Origin of the sequence: Streptomyces sp. NPDC050617 (assembly GCF_040654795.1) — a bacterium.
Taxonomy (GTDB): domain Bacteria; phylum Actinomycetota; class Actinomycetes; order Streptomycetales; family Streptomycetaceae; genus Streptomyces.
Genome location: NZ_JBFAIS010000003.1, coordinates 262,765 through 282,964 on the forward strand (window position 1 = coordinate 262,765; position 20,200 = coordinate 282,964).

The following is a 20,200-nucleotide window of genomic DNA, read 5'->3' on the forward strand; positions in this document are numbered from 1 at the left end:
CCTAGAGAGCCGCCGCGGCCTCCGCGACCTCCCCGCAGTGGAGCCGGTCGCGTACCGGCTCCGTGGCGAGCCGGGGCAGGAGCAGCGACCAGAACGCGGTGAGGGACGGGGCCGAGAGCCATCTGCGGTCGTACCGCCCGAGGAGCTCGAAGCCGGTGGTGGCCGCCACGATCGCCTGGCCCGCCTCGCGGGCGCTGACCGTGTGCGCGAGGGAGCCCTCCGCGTCGGCGCGTTCGAGCATCCGGGCGACGAACCGCTCCCACTGCGCGTACGGGCCCTCGGCCGGGGGGTGGGTCCGTTCGCAGCAGAGGCGGAATCCCGCTCGTACGACCACGTCCTCGCGGAGCAGCGCGGCGAGCGCGTGGGTGGCGTCGACCAGGCGCTGGAGCGTGGGCGGCGCGCCGGTCAGGGCCTTGCCGGTGATGGCCCGCAGGACCGTCGCGGCCTCCTTCTCCACCGCCTTGGCCAGGCCGGCCTTGTTGGTGAAGTGGAAGTGCAGCGCGCCCTTGCTGACCCCCGCCCGGTCGCTGATCCCGGTGAGCGCCGACGGTATGAACCCCTCCCGGTCGAACGTCTCGGCGGCCGCCCGGAGCAGCGCCTCCCGAGTGCGCGCCGCCCGTTCCTGCTGCACCATCTCTTCTCCTGACGTCGGCCCCGTGAGACGAACCTTAGCAATTAACAAACCGCCTACCAGGTTTGTTTTTAGCCTTGGAGAGGAACCCTGGCGATGGGGCTGAAGCCCTACCCAGGGCGCTGCTTACACCTCATCCCCGACGGCAAACACCCGTTAAAAACAAACCGGGCAGTTTGATTGTTACTGAACTCCGCACTACCGTCGGGGACATGACCGCCGCAGCGGTGGCCGTGCGGTGGCCTTACCGAAGGCGAAGGTAGGAGCTGCGATGCTGTACGTAGACGACAGTCCCCACACGCAAGACCGGCGCACCCTGGCACGCGAAGTGCACGACCGCATCGGCAGCGGCCTGTGCCTGGCCCTGCGTCAGCTGGAACTGCTGGAGGCCGACTCCGCGCCGATGGGCGAGCGGCCGGCCCGCCGCCTGGACGCGGCCCGCACCGCCCTGCTGAGCACTCTCACCGCCACCCGCGCGCTCGCCAGCGGCCTGCGCGCCCCGGCCCCCGCCGTCGCCCCGGCCCCCGCCGTCGGCCCGGCCCCCGCCGCCGGTCCGGACTTCCCCTCCGGTCCGGACTTCCCCTCCGATACGGCCTTCCCCGGCGGCCCGGTCCTCTCCGGCGGCTCGCTGGAATCCGCCCTGCGCTCCTTCGTACGGTCCATGCGCATCCCCGGCCCCCGCGACGCGCACGTACGCGTCCAAGTGCTCGGCGACGCCTCGCGGCTGCCGCCCGCCACCGTCGACGAACTCTTCGTCATCGTCCGGGAGTCGCTGCGCAACGCGCTCGCCCACGCGCACGCCCGCCGCGTGACGGCCGTCCTGCGGCTCACGCCGTACGCGGCCCACGCCAGCGTCGCCGACGACGGCCGGGGGTTCGACCTCGCCGCCACGCTCGCCGGCGGCCGGACCAACGGGCTGCTCGCCATGGCCGAACGCGCCCAGGCGCTGGGCGGCGCGGCCGAGGTCGCCACCGCGCCCGGCGAGGGCACCACCGTCTCCGTACGCATCCCCGTACGCGCACCCGCCGGCACGACCGCCGGCACGACTGTCAGCACGCCCGTCCGCACGCCCCTCCGAGAACGGAGCGATCGCCATGACCACGCCTGAGCCCGCAGCCGTCGCCCGGCCGATCCGCATCCTCGTCGCCGACGACCACGTGCTGTTACGCGAGGCGCTGTGCGATCTGCTGCGCGCGGAGGCCGACTTCGAGGTCTGCGGCGAGGCGGGCGACGGCGAGGAGGTGCTGCGGCTGGCCGCCCGGCACCGGCCCGACGCCGTCCTCCTCGACATCGAGATGCCGCGCAACGAGGACCCCGCCGCCACTGTTCGCGGGCTGCTCCGGCATCAGCCGGATCTGCGCGTCGTCGTGCTGTCCATGCACGACGACGCGCGGCTGATCCAGGAGCTCCTCGCCGAGGGGGCCAGCGGCTATCTGCACAAGGGCTCCGACCGCGAGACGCTCACCGCCGCGCTCCGGTCCCGTTCCGACCTCGGCCGCCGCGTCGTGACGATCTCGGTGTCCGACCGCACGCTGTACGCGGGCGAGGCCGCCGAGGCGGGCCCGGCCGCGCGGCTGTCGCCGCGCGAACGCGAGGTCCTGGACCTGGTCGCCACCGCGCTCAGCAACCGGCAGATCGGGGCGCGGCTCGGCATCACCGAAGGCACCATCAAGCGCCACCTGCGCAACATCTTCGACAAGCTCGACGCGGTGTCCCGGCTGGACGCCGTGAACAAGGCGCTGGGTGGAGCCGGAGCCGGCGCCGGGATCGGGGCCGGGAGCGGGACTGGTGCTCGACCGTGGGCGTCCTCGCCGGAAGCCGCTTCGCGAACCGTCGCGCGCCCGGCCCCGGCCCCGGCCCCGATCCTGGCCCGACGCCACGCACCGGCCCCGGCCGCAGCCGCAGCCCCACACCGTACGGACCCGTCGGCCCGTTCCCCTTACGTCCCCTATTCCCCGGCGCGCTTCCCCGCGAACGCGGCGGCCCGACGCGGCGGCGACACGCGGCGCGAGTACACCGGGCACGCCGAGTACACCGAGCACGCCGAGTACGCGGAGCACTCCAAGTACGCCGACAGAGAGCGGTGATGGGGGAAGGCCACGGGGAGCGGCGGGCCGGGTTCGGGCGCGGGCCCGGGAAGGCCGCGGGTCCTGGCCCGCGGAGGGCTCCACCGGCCCGGTTCGCCGGCCGGGCGGGTTTACGGCATGCGCAGGTCACCGGGGTGCCCCGCCGAGCGGCAGCACCCCCATGCCTGTCATGTGGCAGACGACGAACAGCGGGCGGGCCCGCGGGTCGGCCGCGGATCAGCCGTGCGTCAGCCGCACATCTCAACGGAGACCGTGGCCTCGAAGACCGTCTCCCCGTTCTGCTCCGCCCGGACCCGTACCTGCGCGTCCCTCCCCCGCCCGACCGGCGTGCGCGTGGCCGTGATCCAGCAGGGGGCGGCCAGTTCCACGTACTTGTAGTACTTACTGTCGACGCCGACCGGCAGCACGCGGCCCGGCGACAGCGCCTGAGCGGCCTGGCGGGCGGCTTCCAGGAGCGCCATGCCCGGTACGTGGTCCACGGGGTGGTCGAAGAGGACCGGGTGGCCGCGGTCGATTCGGAGCTGCCAACTCCCGTACGCCCATTCGCCGTTGAGCCCCTCGGCGCCGACCGGTCTCTCCTCGCCGGGCGTGCCGAGGACCACGTCGCGCGGGTCGCGCCGGCCGACGAGGCGGGCCGGAACGGCGGCGGGGCGGGGCGGGAGTTCGTCGGGCGGGGTCGCGTACGGGCCGCGCAGCCGCCGGTAGACGGCCGGGGACATGATCTGGAGCGGCATCCGGCCGGTCCCCATGAGCCTGCCGTCCCGCAGCAGGGCCGCGTCCAGACACATGGCGGCCAGGTGCCGGCCGCGCCGCTGGACGTCGCGGCACTCGATCCGCAGCTCGACGTCGGCCGGGCCGGGCCCCACCACCAACGGCGCGGGCGCCGTCTGGAAGTCGAGGGCGCTCATGAGGGAGGGATGGCCGGCCGGTACGCCGTAGAACTCGTGCCCCAGCAGTACCGACGCCTGCCGTACGGTCTCGGCGATGAGCAGCGGATCGTGCCAGACGCGGCCCACCGGGCCGTAGAAGCTGTGCCCGCGGGGCCACTGGGCCGCGAGGTGGAACGTGTCCTCGCCCAGCTGCCGCCAGTCGGTGAGCAGGACCTCGGCGACCGCGGTGCGGTGCACGAGGTGGCGGGGGGCCGTACGGGTGTAGCTCAGCGCGGCCGGGTCGGTCTGCTTGGTCCGTTCGGTCCGTTCAGCCCGTTCAGCCCGTTCGGTTCGTTCAACCCGCTCGGTTCGTTCCGTCCGTTCGGTCCGGTCGGTCCGTTCGGTCCGCTGCTGCGGCACGGTCGCGGGAAGCACATCGATGACATCGATCAGAGACACTCGCCGTCGCCCTTCGTGGGGTTGGTCGTAGCTTCCGACGTGAGTAAAATACGGACCACCCGGTTTTATTCTCAAGCAAGATCACCACTTTTACCCCGCTCTTTACCCTGCGCCCCAGGGATACGGGCATCGAACGGGACGAACCGAGTTGGAGGACCCCTTGGCGAAGCAGGAGCGCGCGGTACGGACCCGGCGCAAGGTGCTGGAGGCCGCCGCCACGGTCTTCGACGAGCACGGATACGCCGCGGCCAACATCTCGGACATCCTCAAGGCGGCCGGCGTGACGAAGGGCGCCCTCTACTTCCACTTCGCCTCGAAGGAGGAGCTCGCCCGCGGGGTGATGGCCTCCCAGATGGAGGAGACCGCCGTCCCCGAGTCGGGCTCACCGCTCCAGGACATCATCGACCTCACCCAGCAGCTGGCCGTACGGCTGCGACTGGGCAACGACCCGCTGCTGCGCGCCAGCATCCGGCTCACCATCGAGCACGGCTCCTTCGACGCCAGGGACACCGCCCCCTACGAGTGGTGGCTGGAGATCTTCACCCGCCGCTTCATCCTCGCCATGGGCGCCGACGAACTGCGCGAGGGAACCGTCCCCGAGGACGCCGCCGCCACCGTCGTCGGCTCCTTCTCCGGCATCCAGCTCCTCTCCCACGTCACCACCGACCGCGAGGACATCACCCGCCGGATCACCACCTGGTGGCAGCAACTGCTGCCGGGCTTGGCCGCCCCCGACGTCCTCCCCCGGCTCCACCCGGAGGGGTCCGCGCCGCACGCGCGGGAGTGACCCCCGACCCGGAGCCGTACGTACCGCGGCACGCCCCCGAGCTCCCCGAAAGTGGCAGGCCGCAGCGGCCGTTGGGCACATACGCCCACCTCGTACGGGCGGCTAGGGTCCCCCCGAGAGCGCCATCGCGCCATTCATCCACTGTCTGTTGGGGGTAGCGGCAGAAGATGACCAGTCACATACATTTCTCGGTGCTCGGCACGCTGCGGATGACCGTGAACGGCACCGTCCACGTCCCGCGCGGCCCGAAGGTCAGCAAGCTGCTGGCCCTCCTGCTGCTGCGGGCCGGGCACGTCGTCGAAACCGGCACGCTGGTCGACGAGTTGTGGGCCGAGAGGCCGCCGCGCGGCGCGGTCAGCACGGTGCGTACGCACATCTACCACCTGCGCCGCCAACTGGAGGAGCGGCTCGGCGCACCGGCCGGCCCGCTGCTGGCCACCCGTCCGCCCGGCTATCTGATGCAGCTCGGCCCCGACCACCAGCTGGACGCCACCCTGTTCGCCCGGCTCACCGCCGAGGGGCGCGCCCTGCTGGCGCGGGGCCTGCCCGCCGAGGCGGCCGCGGCGTGCCGCACGGGGCTCCGGCTGTGGGAGGGGCGCGCGCTGACCGGTGTGCACGCCGGCCAGCATCTGGAAGTCCACCTCCAGCGCCTCGACGAGCTGCGCATCCAGGCGGTCGGCACGCGCGTCGAGGCCGAGATGCGGCTCGGTATGCACGCCGAACTCATGCCGGAGCTACGGTCGTTGGTGGCCGCCTACCCATACCACGAGCGGTTCCACGCCTGCCTCATCGAGGCGCTGCGCCTGTCGGGCCGGCGCCGGGAGGCGCTCGACGCGTACGACGACCTGCGCAGGGTGCTCACCGACGAACTGGGGCTGGGGCCTTCGGCGCACCCGCACGCCCTGCTGCGGAGCATCCTCACGGACGCGCCGCCGCCGGAGCCCTCTCGTATGCCTGCTCTCGCCGGGGCGGCGGCTGCGACAGCGACGGCGGCTTTCGCAAATGCGAGTGCGGCTGTGGCTGCGGCGACAGCAGCTCAGACGCCCATGCCGATGCCGCCGCCCACCGGCAGCACCGTGCCCGTGATGTAACCCGCCTCCTCACTCGCCAGGAAGCGGACCGCCGCCGCCACTTCGGCCACGGTGCCCGGCCGGCCGAGCGGCGTCATCTTCATGGTGTCCCGCATCCGGCGGTCCGTCAGCTGCTTGGTCATGTCGGTGTCGATGATGCCGGGGGCCACCAGGTTGACGGTGATGTCCCGCGAACCCAGCTCCCAGGCCAGCGACCGGGCCAGGCCGACCAGCGCCGTCTTGGTGGCGGCGTAGTTGGTCTGCCCCGGAGCGCCGAGGAACGCCAGGGCCGAGGAGAGCAGCACGATCCGGCCCCGGCGCGCGGCCAGCATCGGCCCGGCCGCCGCCCGTACGGTCCGGAACACCCCGCGCAGATTGGTGTCCAGCACCTCGTCGAACACCTTCTCCGACATCCGCGGCAGGAGGGTGTCGCGGGTGATGCCGGCGTTGGCGACCAGCACCTCGGCGGGCCCCTGTTCCCGCGCGACCGTGTCGAATGCCGCCTCGACCGAGGCCGCGTCGGTCACCTCGCAGCGCACCCCGAACAGCCCCTCGGGCGGCTCGCCGGACCGGTAGCCGACCGCCACGCGGTCGCCGTCGGCGGCCAGCGCGCGGGCCGTCGCCAGGCCGATGCCCCGGTTTCCTCCGGTGATGAACACGGACCTCGACATGTCTTTCCGCCTTCCCTTCGATGGTGTGCTGCGTTTGGCCGTGCGCCTGGTCGTGCGTTTGGCCGTGCCCTTGGTCTTGCGCTCGGTCGCGCCCTTGGTCTTGCGCTCGGTCGCGCGCTTGGTCTTGCGCTCGTTCAGGCGTTCCGGACCGGTGCCTGGACCAGCAGGCAGGACCAGGTGAAACCCGCCCCCGCGCTGAACACCAGGGCCGACTCCCCGGGCGCCAGCGCGCGCCGCCGCACCAGGTCCGCCAGGCCGGCCGCTGCGTCTCCCGCGCCCAGGTGGCCCGTCGTACGGCCGAAGTCCACGGGTTCGGCGCGGGTGTGCCCGGCGAGCTCCGCGACCCACGACTCGGCGAGGGTCTTGGCGCCGAATCGGGGCAGCACCGCGTATCGCAGCCGGGGGTCCCAGGGGTCCAGGCCGGTGCCGTCCAGCGCCTCGGCCACGACCGCGCCGATCGCGTGCCGGTTGGCGCGCGCGAACGGCTCGTTCCCGTGTTCGTGCAGGTAGGCCCGTTTGGTGGCGCGCATGTCCACGCACGGCCGGTGGCCGCGCGGTACGGGCGCGAAGGGGTCGGCGCCGCGGTGCATGACCTCCAGTTCCGGGGCGGCGACGCTCGCCACGGACCGGAGCAGCAGGGCGTCCGAGGGGGCGGCGGGCAGGCGCAGCAGTACGGCCGTACCGGCGTCCGCGTAGGCGACGCCGTAGTCGCTCGCCCACCGGTCGAAGCCCGGTTCGGCGAAGCGGTCGGCCGTGGTGACCAGGGCCCAGTCGGGGGTGGGGGTGGGGTCGGTCGCGGGGACGGGGCCTGTCGCGGTCGCGGAGGCGAAGGTGTCGCGGGGCGGCTTCGCGACCGCGCCCGCGGCGAGCCGGGCCGCCGCCAGTTCGACGGCGGCGCTGCCGCCGTTGCACACCTGCTGGACGCCGACCGGCACGGCCCGCAGCGCGCCGAGCCGGTGGGCGATGTAGTGGGCGGGCGACCACAGGTCGTGCCCCTGGTAGTACATCCACGCATGGCACGTCAGGCCGATGTCGCCGGGCGCCACGCCGGCCGTCGCGAGGGCCGTACGGGCCGCCCGCACCGCCATGTCCGGCGGCGCCACGTCCTCGGCGACCGGGATCTCCTCGTGGCCGAGGTCCCCGGCCTGCCGCCTGCGCAACCGCCCCTCGCGTACCGCGTCATCCGCCCGGGACCGGCCCTCCGGCAGCCACAGCGCGGCGGCCGCGATTCCCGCGGGCTCCACCAGCCTCATATCCGAACCGCCTCCCGTGAGTTACCGGAAAGCACAGTGCGAGGGCGCGATGAAAGCTGGATGAAAGCCAGCTGAAAGACGACTGGAAGGCGCGAAAAAGAAGATCAGGAAGACGTCATGGACTACCGGCTATGGCCCTCTACACCCGCCCTCACCTGCACTTATATCGAAGATGCCGAATTGTGAGCAGCTACCCCTACCCCTTTGGAGAGAGTTGCCGAGGCCGCCGGCATCAGTGTTCCATTCATGCCGTCGGCCGAAAACCGGCCGCGAATTATTCCGAAGCGGATATTCCGTATCCACGACATAGCCAGGAGAATGCGATGCGCCACGACAACATTTCCGACGAGCTCCGGCAGCAGATCCGGGAGATCGTCGCCGACGTCCTGGAGGCCGAGCTCGCCGACCTCACGGACGGCAGCAGCTTCGTCGACGACTTCGACGCCGACTCCCTGCTCGTGATCGAGATCTTCTCCCGCTTCGAGCGCGACCTCGGCATCCGCATCCCGCAGGAGGACCTGACGGAGCTGGACGACCTGCCCGCCGCGTACGCCCTTGTGGCGCGCCATCACGCCCGTACGGCCGTCGGTGCGTAGGCCCGGCGCTTCGGCGCGCAAACCGGGGGAACGCAGGGTCGTCGTCACCGGCATGGGCGCGGTGAGCAGTCTGGGCACCGGCGTCCGGCCGTTCATCGAGGGCATCCGGGCGGGGCGCAGCGGCATCGGCCCCGCCGCGGAGTTCGACACCGCCGGGTTCGAGCACACCCGCGCCGGGGAGGTGCGGGACTTCTCGCCCGGCTCCCTGCTGCGGGGCACCGACCCGGCGCGGTGGGGGCGCAGCGGGCAGTTCGCGGCCGTCGCGGCGCGGCTGGCGTTCGAGGACGCGGCCATCGACCCGACCTCGCCGCACTCGCCGGCCCTGGAGCGCACCGCGGCGTGCTTCGGCACGACCAACGGCGAGTCCCAGGTGCTGGAGCGGCTGGTGGCGCAGTGGGCCACGGACGGCCTCGATGGACCTGACGGCCTCGGTAGCCCCGATGGTCTCGACACCACCGTTAGCACCGATAGCACCGACGATCTCTATGGCCTCGGCGGCATCTCGCCGCGGCTCGTCGGGCAGGCGGACGCCGGACGCATCGCGGCCGCCGCCGCGAGCGAACTCGGCCTGGGCGGCGAGGTGCTGACCTTCGGCACGGCCTGCGCGGCCGGCAACTACGCCATCGGCTACGCCTGCGACCTGATCCGCGGCGGCGCGGCGGACGCCGCGCTGTGCGGCGGGGCGGACGCCTCCAACCGGGCCACGCACGCCGGATTCCACCGGCTCGGCGCCCTCGCCGAGGGCGAGCCCCGGCCGTTCGACGCCCACCGCGACGGCATCGTCACCGCGGAGGGCGGGGCGGCCCTGCTCCTCGAACCGCTTGACGCGGCGCTCGCCCGCGGCGCCCGTATCTACGCCGAGGTGCTCGGCTACGGCGTCACCTGCGACGCGCGGCACATGACCAACCCCGACGCGTCCTCCATCGCCGACTGCGTCCGCGCCGCCCACGCCGACGCCGGGGTGAAGCCCGGCGACGTCGGCTACATCTGCGCGCACGGCACGGGCACCCGCGCCAACGAGGCGGCCGAAGTGCGCGCGGTACGGGCGGTGTTCGGGGACCGCGTCCCGCCGATCAGCTCCATCAAGTCGATGCTCGGCCACACGATGGGCGCGGCGTCGGCGTTCGGCGCGGTCGTGTCCTGCGCGGCCCTGTACGAGGGGTTCCTGCCGCCGAACGCGACGCTGCGCGAGGTCGATCCGGAACTCGGTCCCGGACTGGACTGCGTACCGGGCCGGGCCAGGGCCGCCCGGCCGGGTGTGGTGCAGAACCACGGCTTCGCCTTCGGCGGCAACAACGCCATCACGGTCTTCGGGGAGGTCACGCAGTGAGCGCCGCAGTGGTCGGCCTGCCGAACGGGCGAACGGTGCCGCCATCGCGGGTGGCGCCGCCATCGCGAGTGGTGCCGCCGTCGCGGGTGGTGCCGGTGGACATCGTCGGCTGCTCGGTGCTCAGCCCGGCCGGGTCCGGCCTGGCCGCGCTCGCCGACGCCTTAGCGAACGTTCAGGGCCCAGCAGCCGAAGACAAAGCCGGTGGGGCCAGTGCGGTCGGTGAGGCCGCAGGGGGCCTTCCGCCCCTGGCCGTACGCCCCGTGGCGGACTTCGACCCCGCCGCGGTCCTCGGCTCCAAGGGGCTGAGCCGCCTCACCCGTACCGATCGACTCGCCATGTCCGCCTGCACGACGGCGCTCGCCGAAGCGGGGGCGGGGGCCGCTCCGGAACGCACCGGCGTGGTGCTCGGCACCGCCCTGGGAAGCTCCGGCGCGCAGTCGGCGTTCCTGCGCGACACCTTCGTGCAGGACCTCCCGTACCTGGTCAACCCGTCGGCCTTTCCGGGCACCCTGATGAACTCGGCGGCCGGGAAGACGGCCATCAAACACGGGCTCACCGGCGTCAACGCGACCGTGTCCGGCGGGCCGCCGGCCGCCCTGCACGCGCTGCGCTACGCCCGTACCGCCCTCACGGACGGCCGGGCGGCCCGGCTGCTCGCGGGCGGCGTGGAAGAGGTGTCGCAGCAGAGCGCCTTGGCCTGGCGCCTCAGCGGCGCGCTGCGACCGGGAACCCCGCTCGCGGAGGGGTGCGCGGTCTTCGCCCTGCAACTGGCGGGCCAGGACGTGGAGTCGGCCCCGGAGTCGTACGCGGCCCCGGGCCCGGGTTCAGACGCGGACCCGAGCACGCACGGGGACTCGTACGGGGACTCGTACGAGGAAGCTGCTGGCCGCCGCCGGCCCCTCGGGAGGCTGCTGGCCTGCGAGACCGGTTACGCCGACCCGTTCCAGGACGTCCTGGGCGTATCCCGTCGTCTCGCCTCCTGCGTACGTACCGCCCTGGCCCGCAGCGGCCTCGCGCCCGAGGACGTGGCGGTCGTCGCCACGGGCGCGGGCGGGCGGCGCGGCTGGGCGGCCGTCGAGGAACGCGCCCTGCGCGGCGTCTTCCCGGCACCCGGCGCGCCCGCCGCGCCCCGGCGGCTCCGCGTGGACCAGGCCCTCGGCGAGACGTACGGCGCGAGCGCGGCGCTACAGCTCGCGGCCGTACTGGCGCACTGGCAGGACCCGGCGACGCCCGCCCGCGGCGACCGCGTCGCGGTGCTGACGTCCGTCGGCATGGACGGGTGCGTCGGCTGCCTCGTCGTGGTCCGCCCCTGACCCATCGGCCCCCGCCGCCCTCCATCGACCCTCATCGACCCCCATCGCCCTTGACCACCCTTCATCGCCCTTCACCGACCGGAGAAAGCATGCAATCCATCGTCTCCCCCACCACCCACGCCCCGGAGGCCGCCCCGCCGCAGGAACTGCCCCAGGGACCGCCGCAAGAACTGCCGCAGGAGTTGTCAGAAGACCTGGCAGAGGACCTGACGCGGGAGCTGTCGCGCGAACGGACCGTCCCCCGCGGCCTCGTGCACCGTTGGTCGCTGTCCGAGGTGTTCCTGACCGACTCGCGGGCCGCGGACGGCCGCGACTTCGTCGCAGCGGCCCAACTCCCGCTCTCCCACGCCTATTTCAGAGACCATCCCGGCCGCCGAGCCTTCCACGATCCCCTCCTGGTCCTGGAGGCGTGCCGCCAGTCCGTGACCTACGCCGCCCACTGCCACCAGGGCGTTCCCGAGGCCACCACCTTCATGGTCACCTCCTGGGCGCTGGAGGTGACCGGCCCGGACGCCCTCGACTGCGGCGAGCGCCCCGGCGAACTCACCGTGCACGGCACCGTCACCGACCGCGTCGAACGCGGCGGCCGGCTGCGCCGCCTGGTCTTCGCGATGCGGCTCACCCTCGACGGGCGGCCGCTGGGAACCCTCTCGATGGACGTGAGCTGCACCCCGACCGAGCAGTACCACGCGCTGCGCCGGATGCAGCGCGGCAGCGAGGTGCCGACCGCCTTCCTGCTCCCCGCCGATCCGCACGGCGAACCGGCCGACCCCGCTCGGGCCGGCCGCCTCGACCCGCTGAACGTCGTGCTCGACGACGCCCGGCACGCCTCCGGCGCCCTGGAGTCGGTCCTCAGCGCCCGTACGTTCCGCAACCGCAGCATGTACGACCACCCGTACGACCACGTGCCCGCGATGGTGTTCAGCGAGGCCGCGCGGCAGGGCGCGCTGCTGCTCACCGCGGATGACGGGGCGGCGATCGGTGCGGGCCGGGTGCTGCGGCTGCGCGGCTCCTTCGAGAAGTTCGCCGAACTCGACGACACGGTGCGCCTGACCACCCGGCCGGACCCGGAGCGCGGCCCCGGCTCGTACCTCATGACCGCGGTCCAGAGCGGCGCGACGGTCGCCGAAGTCACCGTCACCCTCGGCTGAACCCGCCCCCGCCCCCGTCGCCCCGCCCCCCGCATCCCGACTCGCCCGCCTGGAGCCCCAGATGGAACCACGCCCCGCCGGCCTCGCCTTCTTCGACGCCGACGAGACCCTCATCACCGTCAAGAGCATGTTCGACTTCTACGACTTCTTCCTCGACGCCGTCGGCCACACCCCGCAGGAACAGGAGCGCCTCCACCAGGAAGCCCGCGACCTGCTGCGTCCGGGGCTCCCCCGCGCCCAGGGCAACCGCCTCTTCTACCGGCGCTTCGCCGGATACCGGGCGGCCGACGTCGCGCGGGTCGGCCGCGCCTGGTTCGACCGGCGGCTGGCCCGTGGCGGCTTCTTCCACCAGGACGTGCTCGCGGCGCTGCGCGCGCACCGGGCGGCGGGGCGTACGACCGTGGTGCTCTCCGGCTCCTTCCCGGCCCCCCTCGACCCGGTGGTCGCGTACGCCGGCGCCGACGTCCTCGTCAGCACCCGCCTGGAGGTGCGGGACGGCGTCTATACGGGCGAGGTGCTGCGCACGATGATCGGCGACGCGAAGGCCGAGACCGCACGGCAGCTGATCGCCGACGCGGGCGCCGCCGCCGCGGACTGCCACGCGTACGGCGACCACGGCTCCGACCTGGGCCTGCTCAGCCTCGTGGGCCACCCCGTCGTGGTGGGCGCCAACCCGGAGCTGACGGCCGCGGCCAACGCGCACGGCTGGCACCGGCTGGCGGGGGTCGCCGCCGCCTGACCGGCGGCGTTTCAAGAACCCCCTGATTCGTCAGAAGAGCCGCCGCGCCACCCGGCCCGGCGGCCTTTCGCCGCGCCCCATTCCTTCTCTCCCCCGCTTACCGAAAGGCGGACCCATGAACGAACAAGTGGTGATCGTCGGAGCCGGCCCGGTCGGCATGCTGCTGGCCTGCGAACTGCTCCAACAGCACATTCCCGTACGGCTGGTGGACGCCGCCCGCGAGCACTCGGCCCACTCGCGGGCCACGATCGTGTGGCCCCGGCTCCTCGAACTCATGCGCCGTACCGATATGACCGAGCGCCTGGCGGCGAACGGCCATCGCATCGACGGCGTCGCGTACTTCTCCAGCGGCCGCAGGCTCGGCACCGCGTGGATGAACCGGCTGACGGACACCCCGTACCCCTTCGCGGTGGCCATCGCCCAGAGCGAGACGGAACGGCTCCTGGAGGACCGGCTCACGGAACTGGGCGGAAAGATCGAACGCGGGGTGCGGCTGACCGGCGTCCGGAACCCGCGCGGCCCCCGGCCTACGGCCGTCCTCACGACGGCGGACGGCGGGACGGAGGAGGTCGATACCGACTGGCTGATCGGCGCGGACGGCGCGCACAGCGTGGTGCGCGGGCTGCTCGACGCGGGCTTCGAGGGCGAGCAGTTCGACGTCAGCTTCGCCATCACGGACGCCGAGGTGCACGGCGACGCGCCCATGAACGTCGTGAGCTACTGCTACACCCCCGACGGCAGCCTCGCCCTGGGACCGCTGGGGAGCGATGTGACGCGGGTGGCGGTCAGCGTGCCGCACCCCGAGGACGACACCCCGCCCTCGCGCGAGTTCTTCCAGCGGATACTCGACGAGCGCGGGCCCGGCCGCAACGCGATAGGCGAGCTGCGCTTCAGTACGACCTTCCGCATCCACGCCCGTACCGCCGGGCGGTTCCGCTCCGGGCACTGCCTGCTGGCCGGGGACGCGGCCCACATCATGAGCCCGGCGGGCGCCCAGGGCATGAACACCGGACTCCAGGACGCGGTCAACCTCGGCTGGCGGCTGGGCGGGATCATCAACGGCCTGCTGCCCGAGTCCGCCATCACCGGCTACGACCGCGAGCGGCGGTCCGCCGCGCACGCGGTCGCCCGGAACACCTCCCGGCAGACCCGCTGGGGGCTGCTCCGCAAGGGCTCCCAGATCGCGGTGCGCGATGCCGCCCTGCGCACCGCGGCCGCCACCGGGCTCCTCCAGCGCTCCATCGCCCCGCTGGTCGCCCAGACGGCGGTGCGCTATCCGGCCGCGGACGGCCGGCCGGCCGGACACCGCCTTCCCGGCGCCCGGACCCGCACGGGCGACCGGCTGCCGGTACTCCCCACGGGGCCCATCGGGGCCAGTGGCGCCGCCAAGACCACCGGTGCCGCCGGGATCACCGACACTGCCGACAACTCCCTCCGCATCGGCGGCCGGCTGTGGGCCCGTACCGCCGACGACACCCTGACCGTCCTGCTCTGGCCCGGCAGGCGCCCCGGCGCCCGGTGGGCCGAGACCGTACGGCGGGTGACCGCCGCCGCGGCCCCGCACGCCGCGGTCGTGACGCCCGCCGCCGCGCCGGGCCCGCTGGCCGATGCGCTGGGCCACCGGGCCACGATCGCGGTCGTACGGCCGGACGGCCATCTGCTCACCGCCCTCGCCCCGGACCGCGTCGCCGAGCTGCCGGCCGTACTGGCGGCAGCGCACGCGCACCCCGACCCGGCCCCGTACCCCTCCTGAACTCTCCTGAACCACCCCGCCCGCACGCCGCTGCGCCCCGCCGGTCCCGGCCCGAGCCGAGGACCGGCGGGGCGCAGCGCTGTTCGCGTCCGCCCGCGCACACGAAACGGGGCGGAGCACGGTCGTCCGTGCTCCGCCCCTGGCGGCTCGGCGCTCAGCGACGCGCCGCTCGTACTCCTCGCGCCCGCTGACGTCCCGTCACGTCGCCTGTACGGGCACAGGCTCGGCCCCGGCCCCGGACCCGGACTCGGCTTCCGCATCGGCTGCAACGTCCGACGTGTCAGCCACATCAGGGACATCAGCCACACCGGCCTCCGCTCCCCACTCCCCTCGCCCCCGCCGCTCCCGCAGCAGTACCGCGATCAGCACCGCCGCGATCACTCCGACCACCGCGAGCACCCACAGCATCGTGTGCAGCGCCCCGGTGTACGCGGACGAGGCCGTCGCGGCGAACGCGTCGTGCGCGGCCTTCGGCCGCACGGTGTCCGCGGCGGTCGCCAGGTCGCCCTGGTTGAGCAGGTCGGCGACCCGGTCCGGCTGGTTCGCGTACGGGGTGTCGTACGAGCCGAGCCGTCCCGCCAGGCCGCTCTGGGTGAACGTCACCAGCAGCGAGCCGACCACGGCGATCGCGGCGGCCTCCCCCGCGAGCCGCATGGTGTTGAACATCCCCGCGGCCATCCCGGCGCGCTCCGCCTCCACGCTGCTCACCGCCGCGCCGTCCAGCAGGCCGAACGAGATGCCCACCGCGGCGCCGATCAGCATCAGCGGGCCGAGGATGGGCAGGGCGCCGCCGCCGGGCGCGATGACCGTCAGCCACGCGTAGCCGACCGCGGCGATCAGTACGGCCGCCACGAGCTGCACCCGGACCGGCACCCACCGCGTGAGCGCGGCGGCGATCGCCGGGAAGACGAGCGTCGGACCGGTGAGCATCATGATCGTCAGGCCCGCCTGCTGGGCGCTGAGCCCGTCGACGGCGGAGAAGTAGGAGGGCAGGTAGACGACGAGGGGGCTGAAGCCGAGCACGATGACGACCACGGTCAGGCACAGGCCCAGGAACTTCGGGCGGGCCAGCAGCCCCAGGTCGAACATCGGCTGCCGCTGCCGCCGCTCCACCTGGACGAACACGGCCAGCAGGACCACCGCCCCGGCCAGCGAACCGAGCGTGACGGGGGCGGTCCAGCCGGCCTGCGGCGCCTCGACCAGGCCGAGTACGAACAGGACCAGCGAACCCGTGAACGTCACGGTGCCGGCCTTGTCGACCCTGCCCGCGCTCTCATTGCGCGACTCGGGCACGAACGGGATCAGCAGCAGCACGGCGAAGGCCAGGGCCGCGGGGACGAGGAAGACGGACCGCCAGCCGAGGGCGGTCACGAGCACGCCCGAGACGCTCGGGCCGAGGGCCAGGCCGAGCCCGACCGTCGTGCCGAACAGGCCGAACGCCCGCGCCCGCGCCTTCCCTTCGAAGACCTGGGCGAGCAGGGCGCTGCCGCTGGGGAGAGCGGCCGCGGCCCCCACCCCCGCGACGGCGCGCGCGAGGTCGAGGAGCACGATGTTCCCGGCCAGCGCGGCGACCAGCGCGCCCGCGCCGAAGAGCGCCGTGCCCGAGAAGAACACGCGCTTGCGTCCCACCAGGTCGGCCAGCGATCCGGCGGCGAGGATGAAGCCCGCGAACGTGAGGTTGTAGCCGTTCACCGCCCATTGCAGGGCGGACAGGCCGCTGTGCAGGTCGCCGCCGATGCTGGGCAGGGCGACCGAGGTGCCGGTGATGGAGAGCGGGAACAGCACCGATGCCAGGCACACCGCGACGAGCGTGAGCACCGGTGGCCGGGGCCGGCCGGTTCGCGGCGCGGCGACGGAACGGGACATAGGAATACTTCCTCCACGGAGTGGCCGATTCCCATGGGAGAAACGCCGGACGGCGCCGGAAGGCTTGATAGGGGACGCGCACCGCGGGAATCGAGGAGTGCACGGCGATGTCGTGTGCCCGCCACGCTAGGCAGCCGCCTGACGCCCCCTCAATGATCCTGCTGCGCAGGGCACAGGGGAATGTCTCCTAAGTGGCATGCCGGCCGCTCCCGCCGGGGAATACCGGGCCGGCGGCGGGCCGATTAGCGTTCCCGGCGAAACGCCCGAGCCAGCATTCCAGCCTTATGACCTTCCAGCCTTATGGCCTTATGACCTTATGGCCGAGGCTCTCAAAGCTCTGATAATTCAGGCTCTAAGGAGAATTCCGTGCAGCTGCGCATTCACACCGAGCCCTCCGAGCGCGGCGCCCCGTACGCGACGGTGCTGCGCGCCGCGCGAGCCGCCGAGGAGCTGGGCTTCGACGCGTTCTTCCGCTCGGACCACTACCTCCAGGTGGGCGCCGACGCCGAGGAGCCGGGGCCCAGCGACGCCTGGCTCACCCTGGCCGCGCTCGCCCGCGACACCCGCCGCGTCAGGCTGGGCACCCTGGTCAGCCCCGCCACCTTCCGGTCGCCCGGCCAGCTGGCCATCCAGGTCGCCCAGGTCGACGACATGTCCGGCGGCCGGGCGGAACTCGGCCTGGGCGCGGGCTGGTTCGAGGCCGAGCACGAGGCGTACGCGATCCCGTACCCGGGGAAGCGGTTCGCTCGTCTGGAGGAGCAGCTGCGGATCGTACGCGGGCTGTGGACCACCGGCCGCGCCGAGCGCTTCGACTTCGAGGGCGAGCACTTCCGGCTCGTCGGGGCCCAGCCCACGCTGGCGCCGGTCCAGCGCCCGCATCCGCCGATCATCGTCGGCGGCACGGGCGCCGTCCGCACCCCGGCGCTGGCCGCCGCCTACGCGGACGAGTACAACGCGGCGTTCGTCTCGCCGGAGCAGGCCGGTATCCAGTACGACCGCATCCGCAAGGCGCTGGCCGAGAACGGCCGGGGCGAGGACTCGATGCGGTTCTCGGTGATCCAGACCGTGTGCTGCGGCCGTACGGACGCCGAGCTGCGGCGCCGGGAGCAGGCCCTGCGCGAGCCGCTCCCCGAACACGCCTTCCGCGGCACCCCGGACCGGATCGCGGACCTCATCGGGCAGTACGAGCGGGCCGGCGCGGACCGCGTCTATCTGCGCACCCTCGACCTCACGGACCTGGACCACCTGGAACTGGTCGCGGACCGGGTGCTGCCGCAGTGCGCTCCGGCCTGAGCGGAGCATAGGCGCTGAGCCGGGCGGGCGCTGTCGACAGCGCCCGCCCGCGGCTCATCCGGTACTACGGGCGTCCGCCGCCCGCCGCTCCCCGGCCCGTACGCCGTCGTCCGCGGTGACCAGCACCGTGGTCCACACGTACGGGCCGTCGAAGTGCGCCTGCCCCGCTATCCGGTGCCCGGCCGGGAGCAGCCCGCGCGCCGGCTCGACGCGGAGCCGGGAGCCCGCGATCCGTATCTCCACGCTGTGGAAGACCAGGTCGCGCGCGGCGGCCAGCCCGAAGAGGGCCTTGTAGGCGGCTTCCTTCGCCGAGAAGGCCACGGTGAGCAGCGCGGCGTCGGCGGGTTCGCGCAGCAGTCCGGCGCGTTCCCGGCGGGTCAGGACCAGCCCGGCCGTACGGCGGTCCAGCCGCCCCAGCCGCTCCACGTCCACCCCGACGCCGACGATCTCCGGCCCGACGCAGGCCACCGCGGCGGCCGCCCCGCCCTGGCAGTGGCTGACCGATCCCCGCACGCCCGCCGGAAACCGCGGGCGGGCGCCGTCGCGCAGCACCGGTCCCGAGCGCCCGAGCAGCCGCATCGCGTCGGCGGCGGCGTGCCGTCCGGCGATGAAGTCCCGGCGGCGGGCGCCGTCGAGCGCGTCGGCCAGCTCCCGTTCCGCCGGGTGCAGCCCGGCGGCGGCCCGCCGGTCCGCCCTGCGCAGCACTCCGGCGACGCCGGGCGCCGGACGGACGACGGACACGCTGGGCACCGGGTACGCGCTCGCCATGACGGCCCCCCATCTCGGATCACTCGGATCTCTTGGATCTCTTGGATCGCTTGGATCGCTCGGACCACTTGGATCGCTCGGATCGCTCGGGCCGCCATCGTCCGTCACCGCGCCGCGCCCATGGCGGGAAGTGCCACGGAAGAACGGGCGCGCTCCCCCTTAGGAAGACCTCCGGGGCCTCCCCTCCCCGCCCGCTATCGGCTCAGCGCGTCGCGAACGGCTGGTCCGTCGGGACGATCTCGCGGCCCAGCGGGGTCAGGGAGATCGGGATCAGCTTGAAGTTGGCGATGCCCAGCGGGATGCCGATGATCGTGACGCACAGCGCGATGCCGGTGATCACGTGGCCGAGCGCCAGCCACCAGCCGGCGAAGACGAGCCAGATGACGTTGCCGACGCAGGAGGCGGCCCCCGCGTCCCGCCGTTCGACCGTGGTCCGTCCGAAGGGCCATAGGGCGAAGCCGGCGATGCGGAAGCTGGCGATGCCGAAGGGGATGGTGACGATGAGGACGCAGCAGATGATGCCGGCGACGACGTACCCGACGGCCATCCAGAAGCCGCAGAGGACCAGCCAGATGATGTTCAGGATGAGCCTCATGGTGCGAACAGCCTCCTACGTTTTCCTGCGTGCGAACCCTCTTCCAGCAGGCAGGACGCACGCACGCCGCGGCGTGGTTGCGAGCGGCCGGGCCGCGGTCACGGGCGGTACCCCGCGAGCTGCTCCAGGCGTGCGATGCGCTCCGCCATCGGCGGGTGGGTGGAGAAGAGCTTCGACATGCCCTCGCCGGGCCGGAAGGGGTTCGCGATCATCAGATGGCTCGCGGTCTCCAGGCGGGGCTCGGGCGGCAGCGGCAGCTGCTTGGTGCCGGCGTCGAGCTTGCGCAGGGCGGCGGCGAGGGCGAGCGGGTCGCCGGTGAGCTTGGCTCCGGAGGCGTCGGCCTCGTACTCGCGGGAGCGGCTGACGGCGAGCTGGATGAGGGAGGCGGCGATGGGGCCGAGCAGCATGATCATGATCATGCCGATGAAGCCGGGCCCCTCGTCGTCGTCGGATCGGCCTATGGGAATCAGCCAGGCGAAGTTCACCAGGAACATCACGATGGAGGCGAGCGCACCGGCCACCGAGGAGATCAGGATGTCACGGTTGTAGACGTGACTGAGCTCGTGGCCGATGACGCCGCGCAGCTCGCGCTCGTCGAGGAGGCGCATGATGCCGTCGGTGCAGCAGACGGCGGCGTTGCGCGGGTTGCGGCCGGTGGCGAAGGCGTTGGGCGCGTCGGTGGGCGAGATGTAGAGCCGGGGCATGGGCTGGCGCGCGGCCGTCGAGAGCTCGCGGACCATGCGGTACAGCTGCGGGGCCTCGAACTCGCTGACCGGGCGGGCGCGCATGGCGCGCAGCGCCAGCTTGTCGCTGTTCCAGTAGGCGTACGCGTTGGTGCCGAGCGCCACGAGGACGGCCACGATCAGGCCAGTACGCCCGAAGAGGCTGCCGATGACGATGATGAGGGCCGAGAGTCCGCCGAGGAGTACGGCGGTCTTGAGCCCGTTGTGCCGGCGGTGCACGGTACGC

At 73.3% G+C, this 20,200-nt stretch carries 19 protein-coding genes; 11 read left to right on the plus strand and 8 right to left on the minus strand.

The features are described from left to right. Nucleotide 1: 1 nt before the first annotated feature. Nucleotides 2-634, minus strand: a complete 633-nt coding sequence (locus tag AB0I49_RS06285; protein WP_363225646.1) for a ScbR family autoregulator-binding transcription factor — start codon at nucleotides 632-634, stop codon at nucleotides 2-4. 268 nt (nucleotides 635-902) lie between these two features. Here AB0I49_RS06285 and AB0I49_RS06290 point away from each other — a divergent pair, with 268 nt between their 5' ends. Next, nucleotides 903-1,739 (plus strand): ATP-binding protein, encoded by an 837-nt coding sequence (locus tag AB0I49_RS06290; protein ID WP_363225647.1) that lies wholly within the window; start codon nucleotides 903-905, stop codon nucleotides 1,737-1,739. Then, nucleotides 1,726-2,718 carry a response regulator transcription factor gene (locus AB0I49_RS06295; protein WP_363225648.1) on the plus strand — a complete coding sequence of 331 codons (993 nt, stop codon included), beginning with the start codon at nucleotides 1,726-1,728 and terminating at the stop codon, nucleotides 2,716-2,718. Before AB0I49_RS06290 ends, AB0I49_RS06295 begins: the two co-directional genes overlap by 14 nt. 227 nt (nucleotides 2,719-2,945) lie before the next feature. On the opposite strand, the gene AB0I49_RS06300 is transcribed toward AB0I49_RS06295, so the two are convergent. Continuing rightward, nucleotides 2,946-4,046, minus strand: coding sequence for a ScbA/BarX family gamma-butyrolactone biosynthesis protein (locus AB0I49_RS06300; protein ID WP_363225649.1), 1,101 nt, complete (start codon nucleotides 4,044-4,046; stop codon nucleotides 2,946-2,948). Between the two features lie 160 nt (nucleotides 4,047-4,206). Between AB0I49_RS06300 and AB0I49_RS06305 the strand changes: the two genes are divergently transcribed. Together AB0I49_RS06305 and AB0I49_RS06310 are read left to right on the plus strand one after the other, a co-directional pair. Beyond that, nucleotides 4,207-4,833, plus strand: coding sequence for a ScbR family autoregulator-binding transcription factor (locus tag AB0I49_RS06305; protein ID WP_363225650.1), 627 nt, complete (start codon nucleotides 4,207-4,209; stop codon nucleotides 4,831-4,833). A gap of 167 nt (nucleotides 4,834-5,000) precedes the next feature. Next, entirely contained in the window at nucleotides 5,001-5,924 is a 924-nt protein-coding gene (locus AB0I49_RS06310; RefSeq protein ID WP_363225651.1) for an AfsR/SARP family transcriptional regulator, read from the plus strand. Here the strand turns inward: AB0I49_RS06310 and AB0I49_RS06315 are convergent. Next, entirely contained in the window at nucleotides 5,870-6,574 is a 705-nt protein-coding gene (locus tag AB0I49_RS06315) for an SDR family oxidoreductase (protein WP_363225652.1), read from the minus strand. The genes AB0I49_RS06310 and AB0I49_RS06315 overlap by 55 nt on opposite strands. A 134-nt stretch (nucleotides 6,575-6,708) precedes the next feature. Beyond that, nucleotides 6,709-7,827, minus strand: a complete 1,119-nt coding sequence (locus tag AB0I49_RS06320; RefSeq protein WP_363225653.1) for a 3-oxoacyl-[acyl-carrier-protein] synthase III C-terminal domain-containing protein — start codon at nucleotides 7,825-7,827, stop codon at nucleotides 6,709-6,711. Between the two features lie 323 nt (nucleotides 7,828-8,150). Here AB0I49_RS06320 and AB0I49_RS06325 point away from each other — a divergent pair, with 323 nt between their 5' ends. The 6 genes from AB0I49_RS06325 (at nucleotide 8,151) to AB0I49_RS06350 (ending at nucleotide 14,709) form a co-directional block, all read left to right on the plus strand. Beyond that, nucleotides 8,151-8,423, plus strand: a complete 273-nt coding sequence (locus AB0I49_RS06325) for a phosphopantetheine-binding protein (protein WP_363225654.1) — start codon at nucleotides 8,151-8,153, stop codon at nucleotides 8,421-8,423. After that, entirely contained in the window at nucleotides 8,416-9,753 is a 1,338-nt protein-coding gene (locus AB0I49_RS06330; RefSeq protein ID WP_363225655.1) for a beta-ketoacyl-[acyl-carrier-protein] synthase family protein, read from the plus strand. The genes AB0I49_RS06325 and AB0I49_RS06330 overlap by 8 nt, the downstream gene beginning before the upstream one ends. Beyond that, nucleotides 9,750-11,066 (plus strand): beta-ketoacyl synthase N-terminal-like domain-containing protein, encoded by a 1,317-nt coding sequence (locus AB0I49_RS06335; RefSeq protein ID WP_363225656.1) that lies wholly within the window; start codon nucleotides 9,750-9,752, stop codon nucleotides 11,064-11,066. Before AB0I49_RS06330 ends, AB0I49_RS06335 begins: the two co-directional genes overlap by 4 nt. An 89-nt stretch (nucleotides 11,067-11,155) precedes the next feature. Continuing rightward, nucleotides 11,156-12,217 (plus strand): AfsA-related hotdog domain-containing protein, encoded by a 1,062-nt coding sequence (locus AB0I49_RS06340; RefSeq protein ID WP_363225657.1) that lies wholly within the window; start codon nucleotides 11,156-11,158, stop codon nucleotides 12,215-12,217. A 61-nt stretch (nucleotides 12,218-12,278) separates the two neighbouring features. After that, on the plus strand, nucleotides 12,279-12,956 hold the full coding sequence (locus tag AB0I49_RS06345) for an HAD-IB family hydrolase (protein WP_363225658.1): 678 nt from the start codon (nucleotides 12,279-12,281) through the stop codon (nucleotides 12,954-12,956). A gap of 115 nt (nucleotides 12,957-13,071) precedes the next feature. Beyond that, complete coding sequence (locus AB0I49_RS06350; protein WP_363225659.1) at nucleotides 13,072-14,709, plus strand: FAD-dependent monooxygenase; 1,638 nt, start codon at nucleotides 13,072-13,074, stop codon at nucleotides 14,707-14,709. Nucleotides 14,710-14,907: 198 nt separating this feature from the next. Here the strand turns inward: AB0I49_RS06350 and AB0I49_RS06355 are convergent, their stop codons facing one another. Then, entirely contained in the window at nucleotides 14,908-16,575 is a 1,668-nt protein-coding gene (locus tag AB0I49_RS06355) for an MFS transporter (RefSeq protein WP_363225660.1), read from the minus strand. Between the two features lie 366 nt (nucleotides 16,576-16,941). Between AB0I49_RS06355 and AB0I49_RS06360 the strand changes: the two genes are divergently transcribed. Continuing rightward, nucleotides 16,942-17,868: a TIGR03560 family F420-dependent LLM class oxidoreductase gene (locus AB0I49_RS06360; protein ID WP_363225661.1), complete on the plus strand. Its 927-nt coding sequence runs from the start codon at nucleotides 16,942-16,944 to the stop codon at nucleotides 17,866-17,868. Nucleotides 17,869-17,922: 54 nt separating this feature from the next. On the opposite strand, the gene AB0I49_RS06365 is transcribed toward AB0I49_RS06360, so the two are convergent. The 3 genes from AB0I49_RS06365 to htpX all read right to left on the minus strand — a co-directional run bounded on the left by AB0I49_RS06365 (nucleotide 17,923) and on the right by htpX (nucleotide 20,193). After that, nucleotides 17,923-18,636, minus strand: a complete 714-nt coding sequence (locus AB0I49_RS06365) for a 4'-phosphopantetheinyl transferase superfamily protein (RefSeq protein ID WP_363225662.1) — start codon at nucleotides 18,634-18,636, stop codon at nucleotides 17,923-17,925. Between the two features lie 202 nt (nucleotides 18,637-18,838). Beyond that, entirely contained in the window at nucleotides 18,839-19,231 is a 393-nt protein-coding gene (locus AB0I49_RS06370) for a YccF domain-containing protein (protein WP_363225663.1), read from the minus strand. 98 nt (nucleotides 19,232-19,329) lie between these two features. Continuing rightward, on the minus strand, nucleotides 19,330-20,193 hold the full coding sequence (gene htpX / locus AB0I49_RS06375; RefSeq protein WP_363225664.1) for a zinc metalloprotease HtpX: 864 nt from the start codon (nucleotides 20,191-20,193) through the stop codon (nucleotides 19,330-19,332). Nucleotides 20,194-20,200: the final 7 nt, after the last annotated feature.

Coding starts and splice junctions, on each gene's coding strand:
- AB0I49_RS06320 (WP_363225653.1), bottom strand. CDS start 7,827: ATGAGGCTGGTGGAGCCCGCGGGAATCGCGGCCGCCGCGCTGTGGCTG.
- AB0I49_RS06290 (WP_363225647.1), top strand. CDS start 903: ATGCTGTACGTAGACGACAGTCCCCACACGCAAGACCGGCGCACCCTG.
- AB0I49_RS06355 (WP_363225660.1), bottom strand. CDS start 16,575: ATGTCCCGTTCCGTCGCCGCGCCGCGAACCGGCCGGCCCCGGCCACCG.
- AB0I49_RS06315 (WP_363225652.1), bottom strand. CDS start 6,574: ATGTCGAGGTCCGTGTTCATCACCGGAGGAAACCGGGGCATCGGCCTG.
- AB0I49_RS06350 (WP_363225659.1), top strand. CDS start 13,072: ATGAACGAACAAGTGGTGATCGTCGGAGCCGGCCCGGTCGGCATGCTG.
- AB0I49_RS06345 (WP_363225658.1), top strand. CDS start 12,279: ATGGAACCACGCCCCGCCGGCCTCGCCTTCTTCGACGCCGACGAGACC.
- AB0I49_RS06325 (WP_363225654.1), top strand. CDS start 8,151: ATGCGCCACGACAACATTTCCGACGAGCTCCGGCAGCAGATCCGGGAG.
- AB0I49_RS06365 (WP_363225662.1), bottom strand. CDS start 18,636: ATGGCGAGCGCGTACCCGGTGCCCAGCGTGTCCGTCGTCCGTCCGGCG.
- AB0I49_RS06295 (WP_363225648.1), top strand. CDS start 1,726: ATGACCACGCCTGAGCCCGCAGCCGTCGCCCGGCCGATCCGCATCCTC.
- AB0I49_RS06370 (WP_363225663.1), bottom strand. CDS start 19,231: ATGAGGCTCATCCTGAACATCATCTGGCTGGTCCTCTGCGGCTTCTGG.
- AB0I49_RS06285 (WP_363225646.1), bottom strand. CDS start 634: ATGGTGCAGCAGGAACGGGCGGCGCGCACTCGGGAGGCGCTGCTCCGG.
- AB0I49_RS06310 (WP_363225651.1), top strand. CDS start 5,001: ATGACCAGTCACATACATTTCTCGGTGCTCGGCACGCTGCGGATGACC.
- AB0I49_RS06340 (WP_363225657.1), top strand. CDS start 11,156: ATGCAATCCATCGTCTCCCCCACCACCCACGCCCCGGAGGCCGCCCCG.